The organism is Azohydromonas sediminis, from assembly GCF_003574675.1.
Taxonomy (GTDB): domain Bacteria; phylum Pseudomonadota; class Gammaproteobacteria; order Burkholderiales; family Burkholderiaceae_C; genus Calidifontimicrobium; species Calidifontimicrobium sediminis.
Genome location: NZ_QOAZ01000043.1, coordinates 1 through 25,840, shown reverse-complemented (window position 1 = coordinate 25,840; position 25,840 = coordinate 1). Strand labels below are relative to the sequence as shown.

The following is a 25,840-nucleotide window of genomic DNA, read 5'->3' as shown; positions in this document are numbered from 1 at the left end:
ACGTCAGTCGCCTCGCATCGAGTGCTCATGCCCTGAAAAACGGCATCGCCCACCCGCCGCTGTCAGGGTTTGCCCAAATCTTCACAAGCTCTCAGGGAAAGCGCGCCTCGATCGCTGCCGCGAGCCGCTGCGCGACCTCCTCGGCGATCAGGCGGCCCTTGGCCGCGTCGGCACCGCGCGCCGAGCTGAGTACGCCCGACAGCGGCACCCAGTGCCGGCGCGACGGATAGACGTCGTACGGCGGGAACTCTGCGGGACCGTCGTCGGGGATCAGGTCGACGCGCACCAGCGACGGGTGGTAGTGCAGCATCAGCGACGTCTCGATCACTGCGGCGTGCTCGAGCGCGAAGCCGGGGAAGCCGTCGGGGAACACCTTGGCCAGCGTCGCTTCGGTCAGGAAGTCCCAGTACTCGAGGCGCACGACCTCGATCGCCGCGCCGGCGCCGAGGTCGCGCAGCCCGAGGTCGATGCCCTCGGTGACGAACCACTGGTTCTCGTAGTGGCCGTTGACGACGACGAGCCGCGCGACGCCGTGGCGCGCGAACTCGCGCACCGCGTCGCGCACGCCGCCGACGAGCGTCGCCGCATCGACGCTCGTGGTGCCGCAGAAGTGCTGGCCGCCGCCGCACTTGGGCTGCGACTTGTAGCCGTACGCGATCGCCGGCGCGACGAGCGCGCCGACGCGCCGCGCCGCGTCGGCCGCGACGGCGGTGGCCAGCAGCGCGTCGGTGCCCAGCGGCAGGTGCGGGCCGTGCTGTTCGGTCGCACCGACCGGCAGCAGCACCGGCGCGCGGTCGCGCTCGATGCGCGCCTGGTACTCGACCCAGGACAGTTCGCTCATGAAGACGCTGCGCATGACGCCCCTCCTTTCGCTGCCCACCCGTTGTCGGTGGCCTCGAGCACCGCGGCGGCGAGGATCAGCGCACCGCCGGCCCACTCGCGCGGCGCGAGTACCTCGCCGCCGATCGCGACCGCCGAGACGACGGCCACCAGCAACTCGGCCAGCGAGATGACGCCGGCGCGCCCGGCCTCGAGCCGGGTCACGCTCCACTGCCAGGTCACGATCACCAGCAGCAGGCCGACGAAGGTGTACGCCGCCAGCGCACCGACGAGCGGGGCGTCGAACGCGGGCCACGACAGCGGCGCGCCGACGAGCAGCGGCACGCACACCAGCGCGCAGCCCAGGCACAGCGCGACCGTCTTCGACGCGGTGGGCACCGCCTGCGCGGCGCGCGACGCGATGTTGTTGCCGGCGAAGCCCATGCCCGCGGTCAGCGCCAGCGCATCGGCCGCGCTCGGCGGCGCCGCGAGCGCCTGCGCGCCGCCGACGACGAGAAACGCGCCGGCCACCGCGAGCGCGACCGCCGCGCCGCGCCGCCACGACACCGCCTCACCGAGGAAGAGCCGCCCGCCGATCACCGACCACACCGGCGCGAGGTAAAAGAGCAGCATCACGCGCACGACGTCGCCGATCACCAGCGCGCCGACGAAGGCCGCGTTGCCCCAGCCGCCGACGAGCGCGATCAGCAGCAGCAGCGTGGCCTCGCGCTGCCACCGCGAGCGTTCGCGCCACAGCCACGGCAGCCCCGCGAGGCCGAGCGCGCCGTAGGTCACGAGCGCCAGCAGCGGCCCCGACAGGCCGGCGTCGGCGAACGCCTTCAGCGGCCACCACGCCAGCCCCCACAGCGACGCCGAGACCAGCAGCACCGCCACCGGCAGCGCCGTCGGCGCGGGCGGCCACACGCGCGCCGTCACGGCATCACCGAGCCGCCGTTGGGCCCGAGCACCTGGCCGCAGTAGAAGCGCGCGTGGTCGCTGGCGAGGAACAGCGCGGTGGCGGCAATCTCCTCGGGCGCCGCGAAGCGCGCCTGCGGGATCGCCTTATCGCGCGCGATCCACTCGGGACTCATGTGCAGCGGCGACAGCATCGCGGTCTCGACCGGCCCGGGCGCGATCGCGTTGACGCGGATCGCCGGCGCGAACTCGCGCGCCAGCGCGCGCGTCAGCCCGATGACGCCGGCCTTGGCCGCGCAGTACGGCGCGAACTCGGCGCGGCCGAGCAGGGCCAGGTCGGAGGCGACGTTGATCACGACGCCCTCGCCGCGCGCGACCATGCCCGGCAGCACCGCGCGGCACATCAGGAACACCGAACCGAGGTCGGTGTCGATCATGCGGCGCCAGTCGTCGTCGCTCGTCTCGAGGAAGGGCTTGTCCTGGATGATGCCGGCGCAGTTGACGAGCACGTCGATCGGGCCGAGGGCCGACTGCGCTGCGGCCACCAACGACGCGACAGCGGGGGTGCGCGTGACGTCCGCGTCGATCGCGACCGCACGCCCGCCGAGCGCGGCGATCTGCTCGACGAGGGCGAGGGCTTCCGCCTCGCGCGCGAGGTGGTTGACGGCCACGGCGGCGCCGGCCTGCGCGAACATCAGCGCCGTCGCGCGGCCGATGCCGCTGGCCGCGCCGGTCACGAGCGCGGTGCGCCCGGCCAGCGACAGCGTCACACCGCCGGTGCGCGCGGCGCCGCCCATCACACCGCCGTCAGGAACGACACGCCCACCGCGCCGACGAAGCCGTCGGCGCGCCGCGGCACGTCGGGCGCGTCGACGTGCCCGTAGTCGCCCGACAGCACGCGCGCGACGCGGTGACGGTGGAACGCGCGCAGCAGTGTGCCCACCGGCAGCACCTGCGCGTAGTGCTCGCCGTACAGCTCGCGGTGGAACGCCGGCAGCCGGTGCCACGGCACCGTCGGACGCTCGTGGTGGGCGTTGTGGTAGCCGAAGTTCAGCCACAGCAGGTTGAGCCAGAAGCTGTCGAGGCCGACGACGTTGCTGTAGGTGTTTGCCTGCTCGTAGGCGCGGTCGCGCAGCTTGTCGTTCGGGATCGGCTGGTCGTCGAGGATCGGGTACGCGTCGTACGTGTGCTGGAAGCAGTCGGCGAAACGCAGCACCGTGACGAACACGAGGTAGGCGACGAAGTACAGCGCCAGCGCCTTGAGCGACCACCAGCCCAGCAGCGCGAACGCCGCGACGCGCACCACGGCGATGCCGACGATGCGCGCGCGCCGGTCGCGCTTGCGTGCGTCGATGAACGGCAGCGCGATCACGTAGGCGCGCATGATGAACTCGACCACCGGCACGTAGGCCCACTCCAGCGCGAGCACGGCACGCCGCAGCCACGCCGGCGCGCGCAGCAGGAAGCCGCGCGCGTCGAACGTGACGACGTCGGCGCGCTCGACGTGGTGGCGCATGTGCTTGCGGCGCAGGTCGGCGAACGGCGCGAAGCAGCTGCCGTTGATCCAGCTCATCAGCGTGCCCCAGCGCTCGTTTGCCTCGGGCGTGCGGAAGACCGTCTGGTGCGCGAACTCGTGGATGAAGTACGCCGACCACACGAGCGCGATCACGACGAGCGCGACGCCCAGCGCGTTGAGCGCCCACGACGCCGCGCCGAGCAGCGCGATGCCCAGCGGCCAGCCGAGCAGCGTGACGCCGAGCGCGGCGACATTGGGCCATACGCCGTCGTCGTAGCGGAAGACCTTGGCAAGCATCGCGACGTCCTCGGACTTGCGCGGCGGGTGCCGGGGGCCGCGGGGTGTCCCGCGGCCGCACCGGCGCGAGCCGTCACTTCTTCGTCAGCGCGTTGACGAACTGCGCGTCGAACGTGGCCTCGGTCGGCGGGATCGCCGGGATCTGGCCCTTGGCCTTGAGCAGGCTGGCGATGATCTCGCCGCTGGCGTAGTACGACGTCGTCTCGGTCGACTTCGCGAAGGCCTTCGGCATCTCGGCGAGCGGGATGTTGTAGACGCCCTTCATCTGCGCCTTGACCTCCTTCGCGCTGACGCCCATGGCCTTGCCGATGATCTTTGCGGCGTCGTCGGGCTTGGCCTTCATGTAGGCCATGCCATCGAGGTAGGCGCGCATCACGCCGAGGATGTCGTTCGGCCGCGACTGGATGACCTTTTCGTCGAACACGAGCACGTCGGCGATCAGGCCCGGCGCGTCCTTCGACGAGAACACGACCTTGAACTTGTTGCCGCCGCCCTGGCTGAGGATCTGCGACAGGCTCGGCTCGTAGGTCACGCCGATTGGCAGCTGGCCTGAGGCCATCGCCGCCGGCACCGCTTCGGGCGTCATGCTGACCGGGGTGATGTCCTTGTCGCTCAGGCCGGCCGTCTTCAGCGCGTACGACAGCAGGAAGTCCGACGGCGACAGAGGGTTGAAGCCGACCTTCTTGCCTTTGAAGTCGGCGATCTTCGTGATGCTGCGCTCGGCGACGATCGCGTCGCCGCCGTTCGAGTAGTCGATCGGCATCACGACCTTCTGCATCTTGCCGTTGGCGACCTGGCCGATGACCTGGTCGTAGGTCAGCATCGCGCCGTCGACGGCGCCGCTGGCCACCGCCGGCGGGATCAGCGCCGGGTCGGTGAAGAACTGCAGCGTGACCTTGAGGTTGTACTTCTTGAACAGGTCGAGCGCCTCGGCGACGTAGAACGGCCCGTAGCCGATCCACACGACGGTGCCGATCTTCATCTGCGCCGGGCCGGCGGCCCACGCACCCCCGGCCACGGCAGCGATGGCGGCACCGACCAGCGGCTTGGCCAGCGAAGTCAGGAAGCGGCGTCGCGCGCGGGCACCGGGGTTGCAGAGATCGGCGGCGGGGCTTGAGCGAGACATCGAAGGACTCCTTGAAGTGGACCGGCGCAGGAAGAGACGATCGCAACGTCGCTCTCCCGGGCTTTTATCCCTCCGTGGAGCCCCGGCGCCGTGGGCGCCAGAGCCGGACCACTCTCGGACCAGCCACCGCGCCGCCACCGCGACGCGATCGGAACCCTAGTGACCCTGCGTCAGAGCCCGATGCACCCCAAAGTGCACCACCGCTCTACCTGCACCGGTGAATACGCAATCGCCGTGCCAGCGATAGCCACCGGAACTCGCCTCGATTCGCCACGGCCCTGCGCCAACTTGGGGCCCCGCCAACGGCGCTTCGCGTCCGCGCCCCAGCATGGCGCAGCAGCACGCACCGCAGCGCGTCAGCCGCGATGTGCCAGCCACGCCCGCCAGCCGCCGTACGCGGTGATGTCGGTGGCGCCGGCCGTGGCCCATGCTTCGCAGACGAAACCCTGCACGCGGCTGCCGTCGTCGAGTTCGATCGTGCCGATGCCAAGCGGCGACGGGATGCCGGCGACGAACGAGCCGAACGCGGTCGCCGGCAGTTCCCACACCTCGACCTCGATCGCGTCGCCGCCTTCAGGGACGCGCACCATGCCCGGCCGCTCGGGCAGACCACCCGGCAGCGCGTAGAGCTTGTACGCCGGCGCGCTGCGCGCCGTGCGCACCAGCCGCGCGCCGCGCTGCGTCAGCTGGCCGTTGAGCGGCAGCCCGCTCAGGTGCGCGCCGCACACCGCCACCTGCACGAGCCCCGACGGGAATGGCGCCGTGTCGGGCAGCACCGGCTCGGCGCGGTGCGGCGCGTGCGCCGTGGCACCCACGGTCGGCAGCGTGCGCGCGTGCAGCCGCGCCGCGAGCGACAGCAGCGGCAGGTCCTGCCCGGCCGGCGCGACCAGCGTGACGCCCCATGGCAGGCCACCGAGGTGCGCGGGCTGCGGCCGGCCGCGGCGCATCACGCCGGTGGGCACCGCGACCGCCGCGAGGTCGAGCAGGTTGACGAAGTTCGTGTAGTGGCCGAGGTTGGAGTTCAGCCGCACCGGCTCGGCCTCGACCTCGGCCACCGTGTAGACGGTGCTCGCGGTCGGCGTCACGAGGCAGTCGATGCGCTGCCACACCGCGCGCGTCGCGCGCTCGAGCGCCTTGAGCCGGTACAGCGCCTCGAACGTGGCCACCGCGCCGATGCGCGCGCCGCCTTCGGTGATCGCGCGCGTGACCGGGTGCAGCGCCTCGGGCCGCGAGGCGATGAAGTCCTTGATCGCGGCGTAGCGCTCGGCAACCCAAGGTCCTTCGTAGAGAAGGCGGGCAACCTCCCGGAACGGCCGCAGGTCGACCTCGATGGGCGTGCCGCCGAGCGCGCGCAGGTGCTCGACGGCCTCGGCAAACAGCCGCGGGCCGTCGGCGTTGCCGTGGAACTCGAGGTCCTCGGCGCGCGGCACACCGAAGCGGAACGCCGCCGCACGTCCCCAGTCGTGGCAGTGTGGCGCGAAGCCGCGCGAGTACGCGTCGGCGTCGTCCTCGCCTTGCGCGACGGCAAGCACCGCCGCCGCGTCGGCCGCCGTGAGCGCGAACACCGAGACGACGTCGAGCGTGCGGCACGCGGGCACGACGCCGGTGGCCGGGATGCGCCCGACGCTGGCCTTGAACCCGACGAGGTTGTTGAACATCGCCGGCACGCGCCCCGAGCCCGCGGTGTCGGTGCCGAGCGAGAAGCTCGCCAGCCCGAGCGCGACCGCGACGGCCGAGCCCGACGACGACCCGCCCGAGATGAAGTCTGCATCGAACGCGTGGCGGCATGCGCCGTACGGCGAGCGTGCGCCGACGAGGCCGGTGGCGAACTGGTCGAGGTTGGTCTTGCCGACCGGGATCGCACCGGCGTCGATCAGGCGCTGGACCGCCGTGGCGCTGCGCGCCGGCGTGTAGGCGTAGGCCGGGCAGCCGGCGGTGGTCGGCACGCCGGCGAGGTCGATGTTGTCCTTGATCGCGAACGGGATGCCGTACAGCGGCAGCGTCGCCGGGTCGCGGCCTTCGAGGGCGCGTGCGTAGGCGAGCATCTCGTCGAGCGCGAGGCGCCGGATCCACAGGCGGCGGTCGCACGCGGCGTCTTCGGCGCGGGCGCGCTCGTCGAGCGTGTGCACGAGCGCCGTGGGGGTCAGCGTGCCGTCGAGGTAGCGTGTGCGCAGCGCGCGCAGCGACAGGTCGGGCCGCGATTGCCAGTCGATGTCCATGCCGTTTCCTTGCACTTCAGTTGTCCATGCCGGCCAGGCGGCACCCGCGACCGACCAGCCGCCACGTGTCGAGCGACCGCCGCGGATGCGGCTTCGCCGGTCCGCTGGCGGTGCCCCCTCCCTGGGAGGGGGCGCGCGAAGCGCGTAGGGGGAGGTTCACGTCACCGCAGCAGGACCAGCGGCTGGCCGGCCGCCACCGGCGCACCTTCGCTGCACAGCAGCTTCTCGACGCGCCCGGCGCGCGGCGCGACCATCGTGATCTCCATCTTCATCGACTCGACGACGACGAGCGGCTGGCCGGCGTGCACCTCGGCGCCCGGCGCGACACGCACCGACCACACGCCGCCCGAGACCTCGGAGGCGACGATGTCGCCGTCGAAGTCGGCGACGGCCGCACGGGCGGCGTCGTCGTCGCCGGTGGCCGGCTCCTGCGGCGCCTCCGACAGCCCGGCGGCGCGCCAGCGCTCGCGCTCGGCGGCGAACGCGGCACGCTGCACCTGGCGGAAGGCATCGATCGCCGCCGCCTCGTCGCGCAGGAAGCGCTCGTAGTCCGACAGCCGGAACGTGCCGTCCTCGATGCGCAGCGACGCCCGGCCCGCGACGAAGTCGCGCCGCAGTGCGAGCAGTTCGTCGGCACTCACCGGGTAGAAGCGGATCTGGTCGAAGAAGCGCAGCAGCCATGGCTTGCCGGGCTCGAACTCGCGCGTGGACTTCCAGCGGTTCCACATCTGCACCGTGCGGCCGACGAACTGGTAGCCACCCGGGCCCTCCATCCCGTAGACGCACAGGTACGCGCCGCCGATGCCCACGGCGTTCTCGGGCGTCCACGTGCGCGCCGGGTTGTACTTCGTCGTCACGAGCCGGTGGCGCGGGTCCAGCGGCGTGGCCACCGGCGCGCCGAGGTAGACGTCGCCGAGTCCGAGCACGAGGTAGCTCGCGCCGAACACGATGTCGTGCACCGCCTGCACGTCGGGCAGCCCGTTGATGCGGCGGATGAACTCGATGTTGCTCGGACACCAGGGCGCGTCGGCGCGCACCGACTGCATGTACTTGTCGATCGCGAGCCGCGTCGCCGGGTCGTCCCACGACAGCGGCAGCCACACGGTGCGGCTGGGCACCTCGATGTCGTCGACGGCGTCGACCTCGTCCTGCGCTGCCAGCAGTGCATCGAGCAACGCGGGCAGCGGCGTCACGCGCGGGTCGTAGTGCACCTGCAGCGAGCGCACGCCCGGCGTCAGGTCGACGATGCCGGCGAGCCGCCCGGCGTCGCGCCAGGCCTGCAGCCGCGTCATCAGCGCGTGCACCTGGAAGCGCAGCCGCAGGTCGAGCACCGGCGGCCCGAGTTCGACGAGCAGGTAGCGGTCGCCCGCGCGACGGTAGACGACCTCGACCTTGGTGCCGTCGGCCGGCAGCCGGTGTACGACGGCGTCGTCGGCCGGCTGGCAGCGCGCAGCGGCCGCCGACCGCACCGGCGCAGGGGCCGGCGTTGGCGCGACCGCGCCGGGCGTGGCGAACGCGGCGTCTTGCGCCTGCGCGCGCCGCAGCGCCTCGTCGAGCGCGAGCGGCACGAAGCGCACCGTGTGACCCGGCGCGAGCTGGCCGAGCTTCCACAGCTCGGCGTGCGCGACGACGGCCGGGCAGACGAAGCCGCCGAGGCTCGGCCCGTCGGGGCCGAGGATCACCGGCATGTCGCCGGTGAAGTCGATCGCGCCGATCGCGTAGGCGTTGTCGTGAATGTTCGACGGGTGCAGCCCGGCCTCGCCGCCGTCGGGGCGGGCCCACTGCGGCTTCGGACCGATCAGCCGCACGCCGGTGCGGCTCGAGTGGTAGTGCACCTTCCAGTCCGTCGCGAAGAAGGTCGCGAGGTCGTCGGGCGTGAAGAAGTCGGGCGCCGCGTGCGGGCCGACGAGCACCCCGATCTCCCAGTGCGTGCCGTAGGCCGGCACGAGCGCGTCGGCCTGCGCCGGGACGAGCCGCGCGCCGTCGAACGGGGCACCGACGTGCAGCACGTCGCCGGCGCGCAGCACGCGCCCGCCGTGGCCGCCGAACTGGCCGAGCGTGAACGTGGACTTGCTGCCGAGGTAGTCGGGCACGTCGAAGCCGCCGGCCACCGCGACGTAGACGCGCAGCCCCTGCTCGATGCGGCCGATGCGCAGCGTCTGCCCGGCGCGCACGGCCAGCGCGCGGTGCATCGGCACCGGCGCGCCGTCGAGCGTGACCGGCACCGGCGCGCCGGCCACGGCGACTTCGATGTCGGCACGGAACACCAGCGTCGGGCCGGCCACCGTGACCTCGAGCGCGGCGGCACCCTCGGGGTTGCCGAGCAGCCGGTTCGCCAGCCGCAGCGCGTGCGCGTCCATCGGCCCCGACGGCGGCACGCCGACTGCCCAGTAGCCCTGCCGGCCGGGCCAGTCCTGGACCGTCGTCTGCACGCCGGGGCTCGCGACGTCGATCGCGCGGCTCGCGACGCGGAAGTCGGCCAGGCTGCGCGTCGTGTACCGCCCTTCGACGAAAGCCTCGAAGCCGGTCAGCGCGCGCAGGTAGCCGAGGTTCGACTCGAGCCCGGCGATGCGCGTTGCGTGCAGGGCACGCTCGAGCCGTGCGAGTGCCGCCGCACGGTCGGGGCCGTGCGCGATCAGCTTGGCCAGCATCGGGTCGTAGTGACCGGTGATCTCGACGCCGCGCTCGACCCAGGTGTCGACGCGCAGGTCGTCGGGGAACACGACCTCGGTCAGCACGCCGGTCGACGGCTGGAAGTTCTTCGCCGGGTCCTCGGCGTACAGCCGGGCCTGGATCGCATGGCCCCGCGGCTCGACGGCCAGCGTCTCGAGCGGCGGCAGGTCGCCCGCGCCCAGGCGCACCATCCACTCGACGATGTCGATGCCGGTCACCGCCTCGGTGACGCCGTGCTCGACCTGCAGCCGCGCGTTGACCTCGAGGAAGAAGAACTCCTGCGTGCGCGCGTCGACGACGAACTCGACGGTGCCGGCCGAGCGGTACGCCGCGGCCTGCGCCAGGCGCACCGCGGTCGCGTGCAGCGCGGCGCGCACGTCGGCGCGCAGGTGCGGCGCGGGCGTCTCCTCGACGACCTTCTGGTTGCGCCGCTGCAGCGAGCAGTCGCGCTCGCCGAGTGCGACGACGCCGCCGCGCCCGTCGCCGAAGACCTGCACCTCGACGTGGCGCGCGTGGGCGATGTAGCGCTCGAGGAACACGCCGCCGTCGGAAAAGTTGGCCTGCGCGAGGCGCCGCACCGTCTCGAAGGCCTCGCGCAGCGCGGCCTCGTCGGCGCACATCTGCATGCCGATGCCGCCGCCGCCGGCACTGCTCTTGAGCATCACCGGGTAGCCGATGCGACGCGCCTCGGCGAGCGCCTCGTCGAGGTGCGCGAGCAGCCCGGTGCCCGGCAGCAGCGGCACGCCGGCTTCGGCGGCCAGCGCACGCGCCGTGTGCTTGAGACCGAACAGCCGCATCTGCGCCGGCGTCGGCCCGAGGAAGACGAGCCCGCTGGCTTCGCAGAGTTCGGCGAACTGCGCGTTCTCCGACAGGAAGCCGTAGCCCGGGTGCACGGCCTGCGCGCCGGTGGCGAGTGCAGCGTCGACGATGCGCTGCATCTGCAGGTAGCTGCTGCTGACGGCCGCCGGGCCGACGCACACCGCCTCGTCGGCCTGCAGCACGTGCATCGCGCCGGCGTCGGCCTCGGAGTGGATCGCGACGCTGGCGATGCCCATGCGGCGCAGCGTGCGCATCACGCGGCACGCGATGGCGCCGCGGTTGGCGATCAGGACCTTGTCGAACATGACGGTCGGTGGCGGAGCGCAGGTCGTCCTGCAGGTCGCGGGCGCACGCCGGTCGTCCGGCATGCGGTGGGCATCAGGCCGGGTCCCACACCAGCATGCGCACCGGCGTCGGGTCGTAGCCGTTGCACGGGTTGTTCAGCTGCGGGCAGTTCGACACGAGCACCGTGACGTCGATCTCGACGCGCATCTCGACGTACTTGCCCGGCGCCGAGATGCCGTCGGCGAACGTCAGCTCGCCGTCGGGCGTGACCGGCACGTTCATGAAGAAGTTGATGTTCGGTGCCAGATCGCGTTTGGCCAGCCGCGGGTAGCGGCCGCCCGCGCCGTCGTCGCGCGCGATCGCGAGCAGGAAGCTGTCGCGGCAGCTGTGCATGAAGCGCTTGTCGATCGCGTAGCGCACCATGTTGCTCTCGCAGGCGCAGGCGCCGCCGAGCGTGTCGTGGCGCCCGCAGGTGTCGGCGACGATCGTCAGCATCGGCCGGCCCCGGCTGGACATCAGCCGCGAACCGGCAGTGAGGTACAGCGCGCCCTGCGCCTGGATCGTGTGCGTCGCGCTGTAGCGCTCGCCCGGGTCGTGCGCGTTGTAGAACAGCGTGTCGACGGCCTGGTTGCCCTGGAGGTCGACGATGCGCAGCACCTGGCCGGCGCGCAGGCGGTGCAGCCACGGCTCGCCGGCAGGCACGATGGCGTCGACGACGGCGCGGGCGGGGTCGAGGGAGCTTTCGACGATCGGCATGGCGGGTCTCTTGGCGGCGGGCGGTCAGAGGAAGCAGCGTTCGGTGAGCACGAAGCCGCGCTCGTTCTCGGGGCAGGAGCACCGGCACGGGTCGTCGGCGCCGGCCGTGCCCGAGCGCCAGAAGGTCAACCGTACGTCCCCGGGGGCGTAGCGCGGCGACGGGTCGAGCGGGTGCGGCGCGGCCGACAGCGCGACGAGCACGTCCATCTCGAAGCGCAGGTCGACGTGCTGGCCCGGCGCGCGGTGTGCGGTGTCGAAGCGCAGCCGGCCGTCGGCGTCGGGCACCGCCTTGCTGAAGAAGTTGACGTTGGGCACCAGGTCGCGCTCGCCGAGCCCCCATTTGCCGAGTTCGACGAGCAGCCCGTCGCGCGCGTTGCGGTGCATCGCGTTGCGGTGCTCCTGGTAGCGCGCGACGCCGTACTGCGCGGCGCAGCGCTCGGCGTCGAGCAGGCCGCAGACGGTGTCGTGCCAGCCGCAGGTGTCCTCGGGGATCGAGCACAGCACACGGCCCATGTCGGAATAGCACACGTGCCCGCGTGTCAGGAACGCGGTGTGCTGGGCCTTCAACGTATCGGGCATGTTGTAGCGCTCGCTGCGGTCCTCGTGGGCGAAGAACAGTGCAGCCACGTTGGCGCGGCCCTGCAGGTCGGTCAGCCGCAGCGTCGTGCCGCGCCGCACGACGCCCGACCAGTGCGCGCCGCCGGGCATCGTCTCTTCCCACAGCACGAGGGCGGGGTCGAAGCCCGTCGAGTGCGCCGGCACGGCCGCGCGCGCCAGCGGGCTCAGGGTGTCGAACAAAGCAGTCATCGTGGGGGCCTCATCACTGGGTGTCGGCGTCGCCGCCGGCGTTCAGCCGGTCGAGCAGTTCGGTGTCGGTCGTCACGCCGGCGCTCTCACGGATGCGCGCGAGGATCTCGGCCTTCAGCGCGCGAAACGGCTCGCCGTGCTTCATGTCCTGGTGGCGGCGCGCCGGCAGCGGCACCGGATAGATGCTGTGGATGCGCCCGGGGCGCGGCTGCATCAGCACGACGCGCTGGCCGAGGTAGATCGCCTCCTCGACGTCGTGCGTGACGAACACGATCGTCGTCTTCTCGATGCGGTGGATGTGCAGGATCAGGTCGTGCATCACCTCGCGCGTCTGCGCGTCGAGCGCGCCGAAGGGCTCGTCCATCAGCAGCACCTGCGGGCGGCCCATCAGCGCGCGCGCGATCGCCACGCGCTGCTGCATGCCGCCCGACAGCTGGTTGGGGTACGCGTGCGCGACCTTGGCCAGACCGATCAGGTTCAGCAGCGCGTCGGCGCGCCCCGACGCAGCCTCGACGTCGGACGAGGTCAGGTTCTCGCGCCCGGCGCGCAGCCGACGGCTGAACTTGATGTTCTCGATCACCGTCAGCCACGGGTACAGGCTGTAGTGCTGGAACACCATCGCGCGTTCGGCGCCGGGCCCGGTGACCGGGCGGCCGTTGCACGTCACGGTGCCACTGGTGTGCGTCTCGAGTCCGGCGACGATGCGCAGCAGCGTCGACTTGCCGCAGCCCGAGGCGCCCACCAGCGTCACGAACTCGTTGTCGGCGATGTCGAGGCTGACGTCGTGCAGCGCCGGCGTGGCCTCGTGACCGTCGAAGACCTTGCCCAGGCGCTCGATGCGGACTTTGCTCATCGCGATCACCCCCGCCCGTGCATCCACGGGAACGCCTTACGGTGCAGCCAGCGGAAGCTCTGGTCGATGACGAGGCCGATGACGCCGATCAGGATGATGCCGGCGAAGATCGTGTCGGTCTTCAGGAAGCGCTGCGCCTTCAGGATCGCGTAGCCCAGCCCCGAGTTGGCGGCCACCAGTTCGGCGACGACGAGGTAGGTCCAGGCCCAGCCCATCGTGATGCGCAGAGTGTCGAGGATGGCCGGCTTGGCCGACTGCAGCATCACGAGCTCGAGGATCTCGCCGCGCGTGGCGCCCATCGTCTGCGCCGCCTCGATCTGCGCCCGAGGCACGCGGCGCACGTTGTCGGCGACCATCAGCACCATCTGGAAGAAGGTGCCGATGAAGATGATCGAGATCTTCGCGCGCTCGTCGATGCCCAGCCACAGCATCACCAGCGGGATGAACGCGACCGCCGGCATGTAGCGGATGAAGTCGGTCAGCGGCTCGAACAGCGCCTCGGCCGGGCGGAACGCGCCGATCAGCAGCCCGAGCGGCAGCGCGATCACCGCCGACAGCAGGAAGCCCATCACGACGCGGTAGATGCTGATGCCGGCGTCGCCGATCAGGTCGTCCTCGAGCAGCCAGGTCCACGCGCGCTCGACGACGCGCATCGGGCCGGGCATGAACACCGGGTCGACGAGCCCTGACGCCGACACCGCCGACCACAGCAGCAGCGGCACCGCGAGGCCGACGGCGGCCAGCGTCCAGTACTGCCGGCGCGTGATCTGGCCGGCGATCGACCACAGCGGTGGTCGACGCCTGGCGGCGGGGACGGTGGACTTGGCCAATGCGGGCTCCTCGACGGGGGACGACACGAGAGGCAACGGCATGACCGCGTCCTCCCGGGCTTTTGTCCCTCCGTGGAGCCGCACCACCGGCACGGCCGACCGCTCTCGGACCAGACGACCCCGCCCTGCGGCGCGGTCCGGAACCCTAGCGGTCCTTGCTGATCGAGCGAGCGCGGACGGCGCATCGCCTCTCGCACGAGTTTCAGCAACTTCGGTGCCAGCGATGACGGCGGATCGCGTCGCCGTTTCGCACCACGATCGCGCTTTGCGCACCTCGCTGGGGCGCGGCCGCCTTCGTGCTCGCGCCGTCGACGAGCCGAATGGCCGCATGGCGGCGCTGATGCGTGTCCCGCCAGCGCCCGCGTGTGGCTGCCCACGGCGCGTGGCCCGGTGATCGCGCCGGGCGCGTCGTCGGCGCACGCCGCCCCGACGCCGCCCCTCCGGCGGGGGGTGAAGAAGTCTTTAAGAAGCCCTGAGCGAACTCTTAAGAGCGCCGCGCGCCGGGGGTTCCTACAGTGGCTGCACGCCGTCACCGATCGACGGCGCCACGCTGAGGACACCCGATGGACACGACCACGACCCCCTACCCTGCCACCCACGCCGCCGCGACGGCCGGCGCCGGCCGCCGCGACCTGTACGCCGGCATCCACAAGGCGCTGCGGCTGGCGATGACGCGCACGCTCGCGCGCGTCGGCGCCACCGACCCTGGCGACGCCGACGACGTCGTCGCGACGCTGAACGCGCTCGAGCGCCTGCTCGCGCTGTGCGAGGTGCACCTGACCGACGAGAACGCCTTCATCCACCCGACGCTCGAGGCTGCGCGGCCGGGCACCGCGGCGCGCGTGGCGGGCGAGCACGTGCACCACGCCGAGGCGATCGCCGATTTGCGTGACCTCGCCGCCTTCGTCGCCAACGCGCGCGACGCGGATCGCGCCGCGGCGCTCGCGCGGCTGTACGGCGCGTTGGCGCTGTTCGTCGCCGACAACTTCGCGCACATGCACGTCGAAGAGACGGTGCACAACCCGGTGCTGTGGGCGGCGTACACCGACGCCGAGCTCGACGCGATCGAGCAGCGCATCGTCGCGTCGATCCCGCCGCAAGTGATGGCCGACGCGCTGCACTGGTTCATCCCGGCGCTCAGCGCGCCCGAGCGCGCCGCCATGCTCGGTGGCATGCGCGAAGTCATGCCGCCGGCCGCCTTCGCCGGCGTGCTCGACATCGCGCAGCGCACGCTGGCGGCGCACGACCACGCGAAGCTGCTGCGCGCGCTGGGCCTGCCGCCGGTGCCCGGCCTGATGGCGGCCTGAGCCGCGGCGCCGCGCGCGCCGCTCAGCGCGGCACGTTGTGCAGCGCGAGCGGCCGCGCGACGCACAGCCGCAGCCGCCCGCGCCCCGCCTTCTCGAGGCGCACCGGCGCCTGGCGGTCGGCCAGCCGGCGCGTCAGCAGCACGAGCCGGGCCTCGAGGTTGTCGCCGACCTCGGGCAGCGGGATCTCCGGTGCGAGCCGCAGCTCGCGGTTCGTGAACTCGGTGCGTCCGTCGCGCGCGTGGTCGCCGAGCATCTTCCACAGCACCGCACCGGCCACGCCCTTGATGACGTAGTCGTCGTCGAAGAAGACGCTGCCGTCGGCGTCGTAGTGGCGCACGCGCAGCGGCACCGCGCCCGCGGGAACGTCGTCGCACGCGGGCGGCAGCGGCGCGGTGTCGGTGGCCTCGCCCGCCTGCGCGGCCGCCTCGCCGTGCGTCAGTGCCGCCATCTGCGCGGCCACCTGTGCGGCCAGCGCGACGAGCGCGTCCTCGTCGTCCCAGCCGAAGCGCATCTCCTGCTCGCTCTCGACGAACAGCACGCCGAGCAGCTGCCCCGCGCAGACCAGCGGCACCGCGAGCTGGCTGCCCGGCTCGGCGAGCCCCGGCAGCGGGATCTCGCGTTCGAGCGACGCCGCGTCGAGCCCCGCGCGCATCGTGCGCCCGTAGGCGTACTCCAGCGTCGCGTGGTTGATGCGGATCGGCGTGGCCATGCGCGCGGCCACACCGACGACGCCGTCGCCGAGTGCGATCTCGGCACCGGCGCCCGAGCGCCCGTAGCCGCGGCTGGCCACCGTGTACAGGCGCTGGCCGTCGGCGTCGAGCAGCAGCAGCATCGCGTGGCGCACGCCGAACTCGTCGGCCACCGCGTCGAGCGTGCGCTCGACGAGCGCGTCGAGGTCGGTCGCGGCGGCCACGCGCTGCGCGCAGCGGCGCAGCGCCGACAGCCGGTTCGCGCCGCCCGTGGCCGCCGCGTGCCGCGGCGCGGCCACCTGGTCGACGCGGTCGACCACGTACAGGTCGGCGCCGCGCAGCCGGAACACGCCGCTCATGCCGGTGTGCGACGCGATGCCCGCGAGCTTGGCCTTCATGCGCTCGAACAGCGCGCCGTCGGTCTCGGTGCGCAGGTAGCGCGCCGCGACGCGGTACATCGCGCCGTGCAGCGGGTGCACGACGAGCAGCTCGACGACAGGGTTGGCGAGCACGTTGCGCCGCGTCTTGTTGAAGAACTGGAACGACAGCGCGAGATGGCGCGCGTCGACGTACTCGACCTGCGAGACGTAGGTCACGTTGGGCGTGCCGTCGGCCGCGCAGGTGGCCATCACGCCGGGGATCGCGCCCTCGAGGCAGGCGCGGATCGCGTCGAGGTCGAGCGCGTCGTTCGTCATCGCCGGCGCGCGGTGTCAGCGCTGCGGCGGCAGCGGCTCGCCCGCCGACGGCCCCGGCGTCTGCTCGAAGGCCTCGTCGACGGTGAAGCGCACCGCCACCAGGTCGCCCTGGTGTGCGAGCAGCGTGTGCGCGACCACGGCCGCAAAGCCGATGTGGCCGATCTCGTCGACGAAGCCGCGCAGGTGGCGCTCGGCGTGCGCGGCGTCGTCGGCGCCGCAGGGGCCCACGGTGGCGTCGCGGCCCTTGACCTGCAGCGTGCGGTGGCTCGACGGCTCGCTGAACACGACGGCCACCATCCCGTTGGCGCGCAGGTCGGCGAGCACCTCGCCGCTGCCCGCCGCCGACATCAGCACGGTGACGCGGCGGCGGTCTTCGTCGAGCCGGCACCCGACGGCGCGCATCAGGTGCGGGCGCAACGCGGCGTCGCGGCTGCCGACGATGATCGACACCGGCCCGGCCATCAGCGCGGCCTGCGCGGGGCCGATCGGCGTGGGCGGCCGTGCACTCATGGCCGGCCAGTGTAGCCCCGCGACCGCCGGTCAGACCCCGTCGCGTGCGGTCGGGCCCTCGACACGCAGGCGCTCGAACGAGACCCCCTGGAAGTCCTGCGTCACGCGGGCGACGAGTCGAAAGCCCGCGCGCTCGAACACCGGCCGGCTCAGCGGCGTGACCCAGGCCGCGAAGCGGTGCACGCCGCGTGCGCGCGCGTCGTCGAGCGCGTGCGCGAGCAGCGCGCTGCCGCGGCCCTGACGCGTCGCGTCGGCGCGCACGTACAGCGACCGCACCTCGCCGCTGCCGTCGACGCCGCAAAACGCCAGCGGGCGCGCGTCGCCGTCGAGCGCGACCCACGTGCGCGCGCCGAGCACGTAGTCGCGAAACGCCGGCGTGTCGGCACCGAAGCTGGCCCACGCCTGCACCTGCGCCGGCGTGTACACCGCCGGGCCGAACGTGCGCGCGGCCTGCGCGTACAGCGCGGCAAGCGCCGGCACGTCGGCCGCCACGGCGAGCCGCAGCGTCATCCGGAGAACAGCCGCCGCGCCGCGGGGCTGCCGGCGGCGAGGTCGCGCGCGGCGAGCGCGGCGTACAGCTTGCGCAGTTCCTGGTCGATCGCGGCGAACGCGTGCAGCGAGATCGGCGCACCCTGCTCGTCGACCAGCGTCGCGTCGAGATCGTCGGCGAGCTCGCGGCCGACGCGCTGCCACGCGGCGAACGGCTCGGCCGCTTCCTCGGTCTGCGGCACGTCCAGGCTCAGCGTGGCCTCGCGCAGCGCGGCGGCGCCGGGGTCGTCGGCGAGCGCAGCCTGCGCGTCGAACGACAGCACGAGCACCGGCGGCGCGCCGTCGCCGGCGGCCGGCAGCACCAGCCGCCCCGGCAGCGCGCCGGGCACGAAGCCGTGGCGCGCCGCGCACTGCTGCAGGTAGCCGACCGACCACGCGACCGAGTTGGCCACCAGCCGCATCACGAGCTGCGCATCGTGCGCCGACGCGAACGCGTCGAGCTCGCGCGCGCGTGCGACGACGTCGAGCATGTCGGGGAAGTCGGGCAGCGCGCCGATCGCGTCGGCGAAGTCCTGCACCTTCTGCACGAACTCGGAGTACTCGATCTCGTTGAGCGCGCCGTGGCGGTTGGCCATCTGCACGCCGGCCTGGAACTCGCGGTAGCGCTGGCCGGCGCGCGGCAGCTCCCACTCGCCACTGTCGGCGTTGAGCGCCTCGACGGCGAACGGCTTGGTGCCGGCCCGCCGCGTCGGCGGCAGGTGCGGCAGCACGGCCTCGCCAGGCACCGGCGTGTCGACGGCGAGCGTGGCGATCGCGTCGACGAGCGCATCGAGGCGCGCGACGCGCCGCGCGGCGGCCGGGCGTGCCTCGACGCCGCGCGCCGCCTCGTCGGGGGCCGCCGCGTCGGCGGCGGCCTCGGTGGACGCGCCGGCCTCGGCGCCCGCGCCCGCATCGCCGGTGTCGGCGCCGAAGCGCGGCTCGACGCGCGCCGCAGGCGCCGGCGGCGCCTCGAGCCGGCGCGGCGCGGCGCCGCGCGTCGTCCACCACGCGTGCAGCGCCAGCGCCGCCAGCACCACGGCGGCCGCGATCGCGAGCGCCGCGGTCAGCGTCATGGCAGCGCGTGCCCCCGGCGGCGGGCGTTCATGCCGCCTCGGCCATGCCGACCGCCTGTTCCATGTCGACGGCGACGATGCGCGAGACGCCCTGCTCGGGCATCGTCACGCCGATCAGCTGCTGCGCCATCTCCATCGCGATCTTGTTGTGGCTGATGAACAGGAACTGCGTGCCGCGGCTCATCTCGGTCACGAGCTTCGCGTAGCGCTCGGTGTTGGCGTCGTCCAGCGGCGCGTCGACTTCGTCGAGCAGGCAGAACGGCGCCGGGTTGAGCTGGAAGATCGCGAACACGAGCGCGATCGCGGTGAGCGCCTTCTCGCCGCCCGACAGCAGGTGGATCGTGCTGTTCTTCTTGCCCGGCGGCTGCGCCATGACCTGCACGCCGGCGTCGAGGATCTCGTCGCCGGTCATCACGAGCTTCGCGTTGCCGCCGCCGAACAGCTGCGGGAACATGCGCCCGAAGTGCGCGTTGACCTCGTCGAAGGTCTTCTTCAGCAGCTCGCGCGTCTCGAGGTCGATCTTGCGGATCGCGTCCTCGAGCGTCTGGATCGCGTCGAGCAGGTCGGCGTTCTGCGCGTCGAGGAAGGTCTTGCGCTCGCGCGCGGCGGTCAGCTCCTCGAGCGCGGCGAGGTTGACGGCGCCCAGCGCCGCGATCTCGCGCTGGATGCGGTCGATCTCGCCTTGCAGCCCGGCGAGGCGCACGCCGCATTCGTCGATGCCGCGCGCCAGCGCGTCGAGGTCGACGCCGGCGGCGGTCAGCTGCTCCAGGTACTGCGCGCCGCCGAGCGCGGCGGCCTGCTGCTCGAGCTGCAGCTTGCCGATCTTCTCGCGCATCGGCTCGAGGCTGCGCTCGATCGCCAGGCGCTGCTCCTCGCCGGCGCGCAGGCGCGCCGACAGGTCGTCGTAGCGGCTGCGCACCGCACCCAGCGCCTGCTCGCGCTCGAGCTTGAGCGCCAGCGCCGTCTGCAGCCCGGCCTGCGCGGCGGCGTCGTCGAGGGTGGCGAGCTCCTCGCGCAGCTGCGCCGCCGACGCGGCGTTGGCCTCGACCTGCCGGCGCGCGTCGTCGATCACGCGCTGCAGCTCGCCACGCCGCGCCGCGAGCGCGCGCGCCTCGAACTGCGCGGCCTGTGCGTCGCGCTCGAGCTGGCGCTGCTGCTCGCGCGCATCGGCCAGCCGCCGCTCGGCGGCGAGCACCGCCTCGTCGAGCTCGGCGTGGCGCTCCTGCGCCGACGCGAGCTCGAGGTCGAGCTCCTCGAAGCGCGCTTGGCCGGTCGCGCGGCGCTCCTCGAGCGCCTCGAGCTGCGCGTCGATCTCGGCGAGCTCGTCGTCGAGCTGGCCGCGGCGCTGCGACGCCGCCTCGGCCTGCTGCGTCAGGCGCAGCAGCTCGACGTGCAGCTGGTGCGCGCGCGTCTGCGCTTCCGACGCCTCGCGCCGCGCCTGCGCGAGCCGCGCCGACGCCTCGCTGTAGGCGGCCTCGCAGCGCACCAGCGCGCTCCGGGCCTCGTCGGCGATCAGCGCCTGCGCCCGCCGCGCGGCGTCGAGGTTCTCGATCTCCTGCGCGCGCGCGAGCATGCCGGCCTGCTCGCTGTCGGGTGCATAGAACGCGACCGCGAAGGGCGACACCGCGTGCCCTTCGCGCGTCATGATCACTTCGCCGTGCGTGAGCTGCGGGCGCTTGGCGAGCGCGTCGTCGAGCGAGTCGGCGGTGTAGACGCCCTCGAGCCAGTCCTCGAGCAGCGCCTGCAGCCCGGCGTCGCCCAGCCGCAGCAGCGCCGCCAGCCGCGGCAGCGTGCGGTGCGGGTCGGGGTGTGCGACCGCCTGCGGCGTGTAGAACGCGAGCTTGGCCGGCGGCGGGTCGGCAGCAAACGCGCGCACCGTCTCGATGCGGCCGACCTCGAGCGCGTTCAGCCGCTCGCGCAGCGCGGCCTCGAGCGCCGTCTCCCAGCCCGGCTCGATGTGCACCTTGGTCCACAGCCCGGCGAGCGTGTCCAGGCCGTGCTTGGCCAGCCACGGCTTGAGCTTGCCCTCGGTGCGCACCTTCTCCTGCAGCGCGCGCAGCGCCTCGAGCCGCGCGGTCAGATCGGCCAGCTTGGCCGCCTCGCGCTGCGCCTCGTCCTGCTGCGCGCGGCGCTGCGCGTCGAGCGCGGGCACCTGCTCGCCGAGCTCGTGCAGCCGCGCATCGGCCTCGGCCTGCTGCGCATCGGCCTGCGCACTGCGCGCGCGCAGTTCGTCGAGACGCGCAGCGTCGGGCGCGGCGAGCTGGCTGCGCTCGCCGGCAAGGCGGTCGCGGCGCGCGCGCAGCTGGCGGCTCTGCTCGTCGACGCTGCGGCTCTCGGCGGCCAGCACCTGGATCTGCTGCTGCACCTGCGCGACGGCGCCGCGCTGTTCGTTGCTGCGCGCCTGCGCGGCGCGCAGCGCGTCCTCGGCGTCGGGCAGCTGCAGCGACTGCTCCTCGGCCTGCGCCGCGAGCACCTGCGCGCGCTCGTCGGCCTGCGCGATCTGCGCGGCAACCTGCTCGATCTCGGCGGCGGCCTGCGCGGCACGCTCGTGCCACATCGCGTCCTGCGCGGCGAGCTCGGCCAGGCGCTGCTCGGTGCGCTGGCGGCTGTCGACGACGTAGCGGATGCGCTCCTCGAGCCGGCTGACCTCGAGCTGCGCCTCGCCGTAGGCGCCCTGCGCCGCGTGCAGCTCGTCGCCGGCGGCGTAGTGCGCCTGGCGCAGCGACTCGAGCTCGGCTTCGAGGTGGCGCAGCTCGACCAGGCGCGACTCGAGCGCCGTCGTCGCGTCAGCCACGGCGCGGCGCACGCGCTCTTCCTCGCCGGCGGCGTCGCGGTGCTTGAGGAACCACAACTGGTGCAGCTTCGTCGTGCCCAGCGCCTGCAGCTCGTGGTACTTCTGCGCGACCTCGGCCTGGCCCTCGAGCTTCTCGAGGTTGGCGTTGAGTTCGCGCAGGATGTCCTCGACGCGCGTGAGGTTCTCGCGCGTGTCCTTGAGCCGGTTCTCGGTCTCGCGGCGGCGCTCCTTGTACTTCGAGACCCCCGCGGCTTCTTCGAGGAACAGGCGCAGCTCCTCGGGGCGGCTCTCGATGATGCGGCTGATCGTGCCCTGGCCGATGATCGCGTAGGCGCGCGGGCCGAGGCCGGTACCCAGGAACACGTCCTGCACGTCGCGCCGGCGCACCGGCTGGTTGTTGATGTAGTAGCTGCTCGTGCCGTCGCGCGTGAGCACGCGCTTGACGGCGATCTCGGTGAACGCGTTCCACTGCCCGCCGGCGCGCGCGTCGCTGTTGTCGAACACGAGCTCGACGCTGGCGCGGCTGGCGGGCTTGCGGTTGCCCGAGCCGTTGAAGATCACGTCCTGCATCGACTCGCCGCGCAGCTCGCTGGCCTTGCTCTCGCCGAGCACCCAGCGCACCGCGTCGATGATGTTGCTCTTGCCGCAACCGTTGGGCCCGACGACGCCGACGAGCTGGCCGGGCAGCTGGAACGTCGTCGGTTCGGCGAACGACTTGAAGCCCGCGAGCTTGATCTGGTTCAGGCGCATGCTGCCCACTCATGGGACAACGGCGACGGGAAACCCGTCGCCGTTGCCAAGTTCTTGATCCACAACGAAAATTTGCCCCGTCGGCGGGGCTGTCGAAGGCCTGGATGATAGCATCGGCCCCCTGCCGCCCGAGCCCGCCGTGACCGTCGCCGCGCCACCGCCCACCGCCCACAGCGCCCCGCGCGTCGTACGCCCGCCCTACCAGAAGTACGACGTGCGCGTGCAGCCGAGCCCGATCGACGGCCACGGCGTGTTCGCCGCCGAGCCGATCCCGCCGCGGCGCAAGATCGGCGAGATCCGCGGCGAGTCGATCAGCGTGTCTGAAGCGCGCATCCGCGCGACGCGCAGCGAGCGCATCATGATCGTCGAGCTGTCGCCACGGCGCGCGATCGACTTCAGCGGCAGCACCGACCCGATGCGCTTCACGAACCACTCGTGCGCTCCGAACGCGCGGCTGTGCATCCGCGACGGGCGCGTCGAGTTCTACGCGCTGCGCGCGATCGAGCCGGGCGAGGAAGTCACCGTCGACTACGGCGAGACGCACCACGAGGGCCGGCTCGCGTGCCGCTGCGGCGCCCCCGGCTGCGTCGGGCGGCTGTAGCACGACGGCGCCGCGCGCCGTGACGCGATGCGTGACGTGCCGCCCGGCGTCGTGACAAGGCGTTAATCGCGCGACCAAAGCCACGCTTTTCGGGCATCGCGCCACTGGCCTTGCCCGTAAGCTGCGCTGCCGTGGGAATCGTGCCCTTCCAGCGCCGCGCGCACGCCGACGCGCCTGCCTCCGAGTTCGCCGCGACGGTGTCGCTGCCGGCGCCGGAGTTCGCTGCATCCGAACAGCCCGTCGACGCGGCCGACGACGCGACCGACATCGTCGTCGGCGAGCCCGGCGACAGCACGCCCGCGGCGGGCACGACGCAGTCGCACATCGGCCGCTATGCGCTCAAGCGCAAGCTCGGCGAGGGCGGGCTGGGCACGGTCTACGAGGCCTGGGATCCGCTGCTGTCGCGCACGGTGGCGGTCAAGACGCTGCAGTTCGACGTCGACACGCCGTCGCGCGTGTCGCTCGACCGCCTGTTCCTCAACGAGGCGCGGCTGGCCGCGGCGCTGAACCACCCGAACATCGTCACGATCTACGACGCCGGCCTGTCGGCGCAGGGCGTGTACATCGCGATGGAGCGGCTCAAGGGCCGCGACCTGCGCGAGGCGCTGCGCGACGGCTGGCGGCCCACGCCCATCGAGGCCGCGCGGCTGGTGCGCCGCGTCGCCGACGGCCTGGCCTACGCGCACGCGCGCGGCGTCGTGCACTGCGACATCAAGCCGGCCAACATCTTCATCGGCCGGCACGACAAGCCCAAGATCCTCGACTTCGGCATCGCGCGCGTCGTGCACGGCCCCAATGCGGCGCGCATCGCCGCGCTCGACGGGCTGGTCGCCGGCTCGCCGCACTACCTCGCACCCGAGCAGCTGCAAGACGGCGCGATCGACGAGCGCACCGACGTCTATGCGCTCGGCGTCGTGCTGTACGAGCTGCTCACCGGGCGCAAGGCCTTCGACGGCGACTCGCTCGACAAGATCACGCGCGCGGTGCTCGAGGACGACCCGCCGCCGGCGAGCTCGCTGCGCGCAGGCGTGCCGCAGGTGCTGTCGGCGATCACGGCGCGGGCGATGGCGCGCGACCCGGCACAGCGCCACGCCAACGCCGCCGCGCTCGCGCAGGACCTGCGCCGCTGGCTCGACACCCAGGCCGACGGCGACGCGGCCGCCGACGCCGAGCCGGCGCGCTCGCGACGCGTCGCGTGGCCTTGGACCGCGGCCGCCGCGGTCGCGGCCGTCGCCGCGGCCGCGTGGCTGGTCGCGGCACCGTCCGCACGCCACGCGCCACCGGTGGCCTCGCCACCGGCCGCCGCGCCCGCAGCGGCAGCAGCGGCCGCACCCCCCGTCGAGCCGCCTGCTGCGCCACCGCCTGCGGCCGAGATGGCGCCAGCCGCCGCGGCGAAGCCCGCGCCGCCGGCGCCGCGTGCGGCCCGCACCGAGCCGAAGGCCGACGCCGCAGCGCGTGCGCGCGCAGCCGCGCCATCGCGCGACGCCCCCGCTGCGGCCGCACCGGCGGCCGCGGCGGCCACCGGTGTCGTGCAGCTGGCGATCAGCCCGTGGGGCGAGGTCGAGGTCGACGGCCGCAGTGTCGGCACGGCGCCGCCGCTGACGCGGCTGACGCTGTCCGAAGGCAAGCACACGATCACGGTACGCAACGCCGACTTCGAGCCGCAGACCTTCACCGTCGACGTGCAGGCCGACAAGCCGGCGCAGGTCAAGCACCGCTTCGGACTCTGAACGACCCGCATGAAGCACCACCTCGCCCCGATCGCTGTCGCCGCCGCGCTGCTGGCGGCCGGCTGCGCCGCGCCGACGCCGCCCGCCCCGTCGGGACTGGCCGAGCTGATGGAGCGCCCCGCCGAGCGCGCACTGTTCGAAGGCATCCGCCTGTACGACGACGCGCAGTACCCGCAGGCCGAGGCCGCGCTGCGCCGCGCGCTCGACGCAGGGCTGGCCAGCGGCCGCGACCGCGCGACGGCGCACAAGCTGCTGGCCTTCATCACCTGCACCAGCGAGCGCATCGCCGAGTGCGAAGCCGCGTTCGTCGCCGCGCGACAGGCCGACCCGGCGTTCGCGCTCAGCCGCTCCGAGCAGGGCCACCCGCTGTGGGGCCCGGTTTACCGGCGCGTGCTGCCCTGAGTGCCGGCGTCAGCGCGCGAGCGCGGCGCGCAGCGCGTCGCGGTACGCCGCGAAGGCCGGCAAGTCGTTGTGCCCGCCGCCGCGCACGCGCACCAGCGTCGCGTGCGGTGCGACGCGCTGCAGCCGCTCGCTGTTCGCGAACGGGATCACGTCGTCGGCGTCACCGTGGATCAGCCACACCGGTGCCGTGACGCGTGCGAGCGCTGCGTCGGTGCGCAGCGGGTAGCGCAGCAGCGCCTGCGGCACCCACGGGTCGTACTCGGCGGCGAGCGCACGGCCGCTCTCGTACGGGGCGATCAGCACCAGCGCGTCGGGCTGCACCTCGGCGGCGAGCGAGGCGGCCAGCGCCGCCCCGAGCGACTGGCCGACGATCACGCGCGGGCGGCCCTCGTAGCGCGGCGCGACTGAGAGCGTGAGAGTTTTTCGTCCGCTGCCCTCGTGCTGGCATGTCTCTGGCTTGCTGTTGGGCATGAGCGATCCGAAGCACCAAGACAGCGTGGCCGGGGTTTTGTTCGAGGACTTGGCGCGCGTCGATGAGCAAGCGGTGCAGGCCGCCGTGCAAGCGCGAGCCGTTGCGCTGCGCGCGCAGCCGCCGCGGCTGCTGCAGCCCAACCGCAAGCAGATCGAACTGCGAGCATCGGACCTGGAGTCGCTGCTGGGCGAGGATCACCGAGCGCGGCTGGTATGGGGCTACGTCGAGCGGCAGGACCTGAGCCGGCTGACCGATGCGATCAAGGCGCGCGGCAGCAATGCCGGACGCGCGGCGATCGACCCGCGCATCCTGTTTGCGCTGTGGCTGTACGCCACGCTCGAAGGCGTGGGCAGCGGGCGCGAGCTGGCGCGGCT

General features: G+C 73.2%; 22 protein-coding genes and 2 riboswitches. Of the genes, 5 read left to right on the top strand and 17 right to left on the bottom strand.

The window, feature by feature from the left end; translation table 11 throughout:
- Positions 1-91: 91 nt before the first annotated feature.
- From DRV96_RS16195 to DRV96_RS16145, 11 genes are all read right to left on the bottom strand, one after another.
- Positions 92-841 (bottom strand): creatininase, encoded by a 750-nt coding sequence (locus tag DRV96_RS16195; RefSeq protein ID WP_235823445.1) that lies wholly within the window; start codon positions 839-841, stop codon positions 92-94.
- Positions 838-1,755 (bottom strand): DMT family transporter, encoded by a 918-nt coding sequence (locus DRV96_RS16190; protein ID WP_235823444.1) that lies wholly within the window; start codon positions 1,753-1,755, stop codon positions 838-840. Before DRV96_RS16190 ends, DRV96_RS16195 begins: the two co-directional genes overlap by 4 nt.
- Positions 1,752-2,531 carry an SDR family NAD(P)-dependent oxidoreductase gene (locus DRV96_RS16185; RefSeq protein WP_119293054.1) on the bottom strand — a complete coding sequence of 260 codons (780 nt, stop codon included), beginning with the start codon at positions 2,529-2,531 and terminating at the stop codon, positions 1,752-1,754. Before DRV96_RS16185 ends, DRV96_RS16190 begins: the two co-directional genes overlap by 4 nt.
- Positions 2,531-3,547 carry a fatty acid desaturase family protein gene (locus tag DRV96_RS16180; protein ID WP_119293052.1) on the bottom strand — a complete coding sequence of 339 codons (1,017 nt, stop codon included), beginning with the start codon at positions 3,545-3,547 and terminating at the stop codon, positions 2,531-2,533. Before DRV96_RS16180 ends, DRV96_RS16185 begins: the two co-directional genes overlap by 1 nt.
- A 73-nt stretch (positions 3,548-3,620) precedes the next feature.
- Positions 3,621-4,673: an ABC transporter substrate-binding protein gene (locus tag DRV96_RS16175; protein ID WP_119293050.1), complete on the bottom strand. Its 1,053-nt coding sequence runs from the start codon at positions 4,671-4,673 to the stop codon at positions 3,621-3,623.
- A 51-nt stretch (positions 4,674-4,724) separates the two neighbouring features.
- Positions 4,725-4,844, bottom strand: a riboswitch (guanidine-I (ykkC/yxkD leader).
- A gap of 185 nt (positions 4,845-5,029) precedes the next feature.
- Positions 5,030-6,892, bottom strand: a complete 1,863-nt coding sequence (gene atzF, locus DRV96_RS16170; RefSeq protein WP_119293047.1) for an allophanate hydrolase — start codon at positions 6,890-6,892, stop codon at positions 5,030-5,032.
- A 161-nt stretch (positions 6,893-7,053) separates the two neighbouring features.
- Positions 7,054-10,689, bottom strand: coding sequence for an urea carboxylase (uca, locus tag DRV96_RS16165; RefSeq protein ID WP_119293045.1), 3,636 nt, complete (start codon positions 10,687-10,689; stop codon positions 7,054-7,056).
- A 73-nt stretch (positions 10,690-10,762) separates the two neighbouring features.
- The gene (locus DRV96_RS16160) at positions 10,763-11,425 is read right to left on the bottom strand and encodes an urea amidolyase associated protein UAAP2 (protein WP_119293043.1); all 663 of its coding nucleotides are present in this window, start codon (positions 11,423-11,425) and stop codon (positions 10,763-10,765) included.
- A 24-nt stretch (positions 11,426-11,449) separates the two neighbouring features.
- Positions 11,450-12,232 carry an urea amidolyase associated protein UAAP1 gene (locus DRV96_RS16155; protein WP_119293040.1) on the bottom strand — a complete coding sequence of 261 codons (783 nt, stop codon included), beginning with the start codon at positions 12,230-12,232 and terminating at the stop codon, positions 11,450-11,452.
- A gap of 13 nt (positions 12,233-12,245) precedes the next feature.
- Positions 12,246-13,085, bottom strand: coding sequence for an ABC transporter ATP-binding protein (locus DRV96_RS16150; protein ID WP_210757080.1), 840 nt, complete (start codon positions 13,083-13,085; stop codon positions 12,246-12,248).
- A gap of 5 nt (positions 13,086-13,090) precedes the next feature.
- Positions 13,091-13,915, bottom strand: a complete 825-nt coding sequence (locus DRV96_RS16145; RefSeq protein ID WP_235823443.1) for an ABC transporter permease — start codon at positions 13,913-13,915, stop codon at positions 13,091-13,093.
- A 49-nt stretch (positions 13,916-13,964) separates the two neighbouring features.
- Positions 13,965-14,075, bottom strand: a riboswitch (guanidine-I (ykkC/yxkD leader).
- Between the two features lie 403 nt (positions 14,076-14,478).
- Between DRV96_RS16145 and DRV96_RS16140 the strand changes: the two genes are divergently transcribed.
- On the top strand, positions 14,479-15,222 hold the full coding sequence (locus tag DRV96_RS16140) for a hemerythrin domain-containing protein (RefSeq protein ID WP_119293035.1): 744 nt from the start codon (positions 14,479-14,481) through the stop codon (positions 15,220-15,222).
- 22 nt (positions 15,223-15,244) lie between these two features.
- On the opposite strand, the gene DRV96_RS16135 is transcribed toward DRV96_RS16140, so the two are convergent.
- The 5 genes from DRV96_RS16135 to smc are packed head-to-tail and all read right to left on the bottom strand — an operon-like array spanning position 15,245 to position 22,261.
- Positions 15,245-16,606, bottom strand: a complete 1,362-nt coding sequence (locus DRV96_RS16135; RefSeq protein ID WP_119293033.1) for a pyridoxamine 5'-phosphate oxidase family protein — start codon at positions 16,604-16,606, stop codon at positions 15,245-15,247.
- Positions 16,607-16,621: 15 nt separating this feature from the next.
- The gene (locus tag DRV96_RS16130) at positions 16,622-17,116 is read right to left on the bottom strand and encodes a pyridoxamine 5'-phosphate oxidase family protein (protein ID WP_119293031.1); all 495 of its coding nucleotides are present in this window, start codon (positions 17,114-17,116) and stop codon (positions 16,622-16,624) included.
- Positions 17,117-17,146: 30 nt separating this feature from the next.
- Positions 17,147-17,626 (bottom strand): GNAT family N-acetyltransferase, encoded by a 480-nt coding sequence (locus DRV96_RS16125; protein ID WP_119293029.1) that lies wholly within the window; start codon positions 17,624-17,626, stop codon positions 17,147-17,149.
- Entirely contained in the window at positions 17,623-18,717 is a 1,095-nt protein-coding gene (locus DRV96_RS16120; protein WP_119293027.1) for a cell division protein FtsZ, read from the bottom strand. Before DRV96_RS16120 ends, DRV96_RS16125 begins: the two co-directional genes overlap by 4 nt.
- 28 nt (positions 18,718-18,745) lie before the next feature.
- Complete coding sequence (smc, locus tag DRV96_RS16115; RefSeq protein ID WP_119293025.1) at positions 18,746-22,261, bottom strand: chromosome segregation protein SMC; 3,516 nt, start codon at positions 22,259-22,261, stop codon at positions 18,746-18,748.
- A 139-nt stretch (positions 22,262-22,400) separates the two neighbouring features.
- On the opposite strand from smc, the gene DRV96_RS16110 reads away from it, so the two are divergent.
- The 3 genes from DRV96_RS16110 to DRV96_RS16100 all read left to right on the top strand — a co-directional run bounded on the left by DRV96_RS16110 (position 22,401) and on the right by DRV96_RS16100 (position 24,994).
- On the top strand, positions 22,401-22,862 hold the full coding sequence (locus DRV96_RS16110) for an SET domain-containing protein (RefSeq protein ID WP_119293023.1): 462 nt from the start codon (positions 22,401-22,403) through the stop codon (positions 22,860-22,862).
- Positions 22,863-22,993: 131 nt separating this feature from the next.
- On the top strand, positions 22,994-24,592 hold the full coding sequence (locus DRV96_RS16105; protein ID WP_235823442.1) for a serine/threonine-protein kinase: 1,599 nt from the start codon (positions 22,994-22,996) through the stop codon (positions 24,590-24,592).
- Between the two features lie 9 nt (positions 24,593-24,601).
- Entirely contained in the window at positions 24,602-24,994 is a 393-nt protein-coding gene (locus tag DRV96_RS16100) for a TssQ family T6SS-associated lipoprotein (protein WP_119293021.1), read from the top strand.
- A gap of 9 nt (positions 24,995-25,003) precedes the next feature.
- Here DRV96_RS16100 and DRV96_RS18190 read toward each other — a convergent pair whose 3' ends face one another.
- Complete coding sequence (locus tag DRV96_RS18190) at positions 25,004-25,465, bottom strand: alpha/beta hydrolase family protein (RefSeq protein ID WP_162911107.1); 462 nt, start codon at positions 25,463-25,465, stop codon at positions 25,004-25,006.
- Here DRV96_RS18190 and DRV96_RS16090 point away from each other — a divergent pair.
- On the top strand, positions 25,464-25,840 hold a 377-nt coding region (locus DRV96_RS16090), incomplete at its 3' end, for a transposase (RefSeq protein WP_473199547.1). The genes DRV96_RS18190 and DRV96_RS16090 overlap by 2 nt on opposite strands.

Bases quoted from the DNA above. Each gene is read 5' to 3' on its own strand.
- DRV96_RS16195 (WP_235823445.1), bottom strand. From the start codon at position 841: ATGAGCGAACTGTCCTGGGTCGAGTACCAGGCGCGCATCGAGCGCGAC.
- DRV96_RS16185 (WP_119293054.1), bottom strand. From the start codon at position 2,531: ATGGGCGGCGCCGCGCGCACCGGCGGTGTGACGCTGTCGCTGGCCGGG.
- DRV96_RS16180 (WP_119293052.1), bottom strand. From the start codon at position 3,547: ATGCTTGCCAAGGTCTTCCGCTACGACGACGGCGTATGGCCCAATGTC.
- DRV96_RS16175 (WP_119293050.1), bottom strand. From the start codon at position 4,673: ATGTCTCGCTCAAGCCCCGCCGCCGATCTCTGCAACCCCGGTGCCCGC.
- atzF (WP_119293047.1), bottom strand. From the start codon at position 6,892: ATGGACATCGACTGGCAATCGCGGCCCGACCTGTCGCTGCGCGCGCTG.
- uca (WP_119293045.1), bottom strand. From the start codon at position 10,689: ATGTTCGACAAGGTCCTGATCGCCAACCGCGGCGCCATCGCGTGCCGC.
- DRV96_RS16160 (WP_119293043.1), bottom strand. From the start codon at position 11,425: ATGCCGATCGTCGAAAGCTCCCTCGACCCCGCCCGCGCCGTCGTCGAC.
- DRV96_RS16155 (WP_119293040.1), bottom strand. From the start codon at position 12,232: ATGACTGCTTTGTTCGACACCCTGAGCCCGCTGGCGCGCGCGGCCGTG.
- DRV96_RS16150 (WP_210757080.1), bottom strand. From the start codon at position 13,085: ATGAGCAAAGTCCGCATCGAGCGCCTGGGCAAGGTCTTCGACGGTCAC.
- DRV96_RS16140 (WP_119293035.1), top strand. From the start codon at position 14,479: ATGGACACGACCACGACCCCCTACCCTGCCACCCACGCCGCCGCGACG.
- DRV96_RS16135 (WP_119293033.1), bottom strand. From the start codon at position 16,606: ATGACGAACGACGCGCTCGACCTCGACGCGATCCGCGCCTGCCTCGAG.
- DRV96_RS16130 (WP_119293031.1), bottom strand. From the start codon at position 17,116: ATGAGTGCACGGCCGCCCACGCCGATCGGCCCCGCGCAGGCCGCGCTG.
- DRV96_RS16125 (WP_119293029.1), bottom strand. From the start codon at position 17,626: ATGACGCTGCGGCTCGCCGTGGCGGCCGACGTGCCGGCGCTTGCCGCG.
- DRV96_RS16120 (WP_119293027.1), bottom strand. From the start codon at position 18,717: ATGACGCTGACCGCGGCGCTCGCGATCGCGGCCGCCGTGGTGCTGGCG.
- smc (WP_119293025.1), bottom strand. From the start codon at position 22,261: ATGCGCCTGAACCAGATCAAGCTCGCGGGCTTCAAGTCGTTCGCCGAA.
- DRV96_RS16100 (WP_119293021.1), top strand. From the start codon at position 24,602: ATGAAGCACCACCTCGCCCCGATCGCTGTCGCCGCCGCGCTGCTGGCG.
- DRV96_RS18190 (WP_162911107.1), bottom strand. From the start codon at position 25,465: ATGCCCAACAGCAAGCCAGAGACATGCCAGCACGAGGGCAGCGGACGA.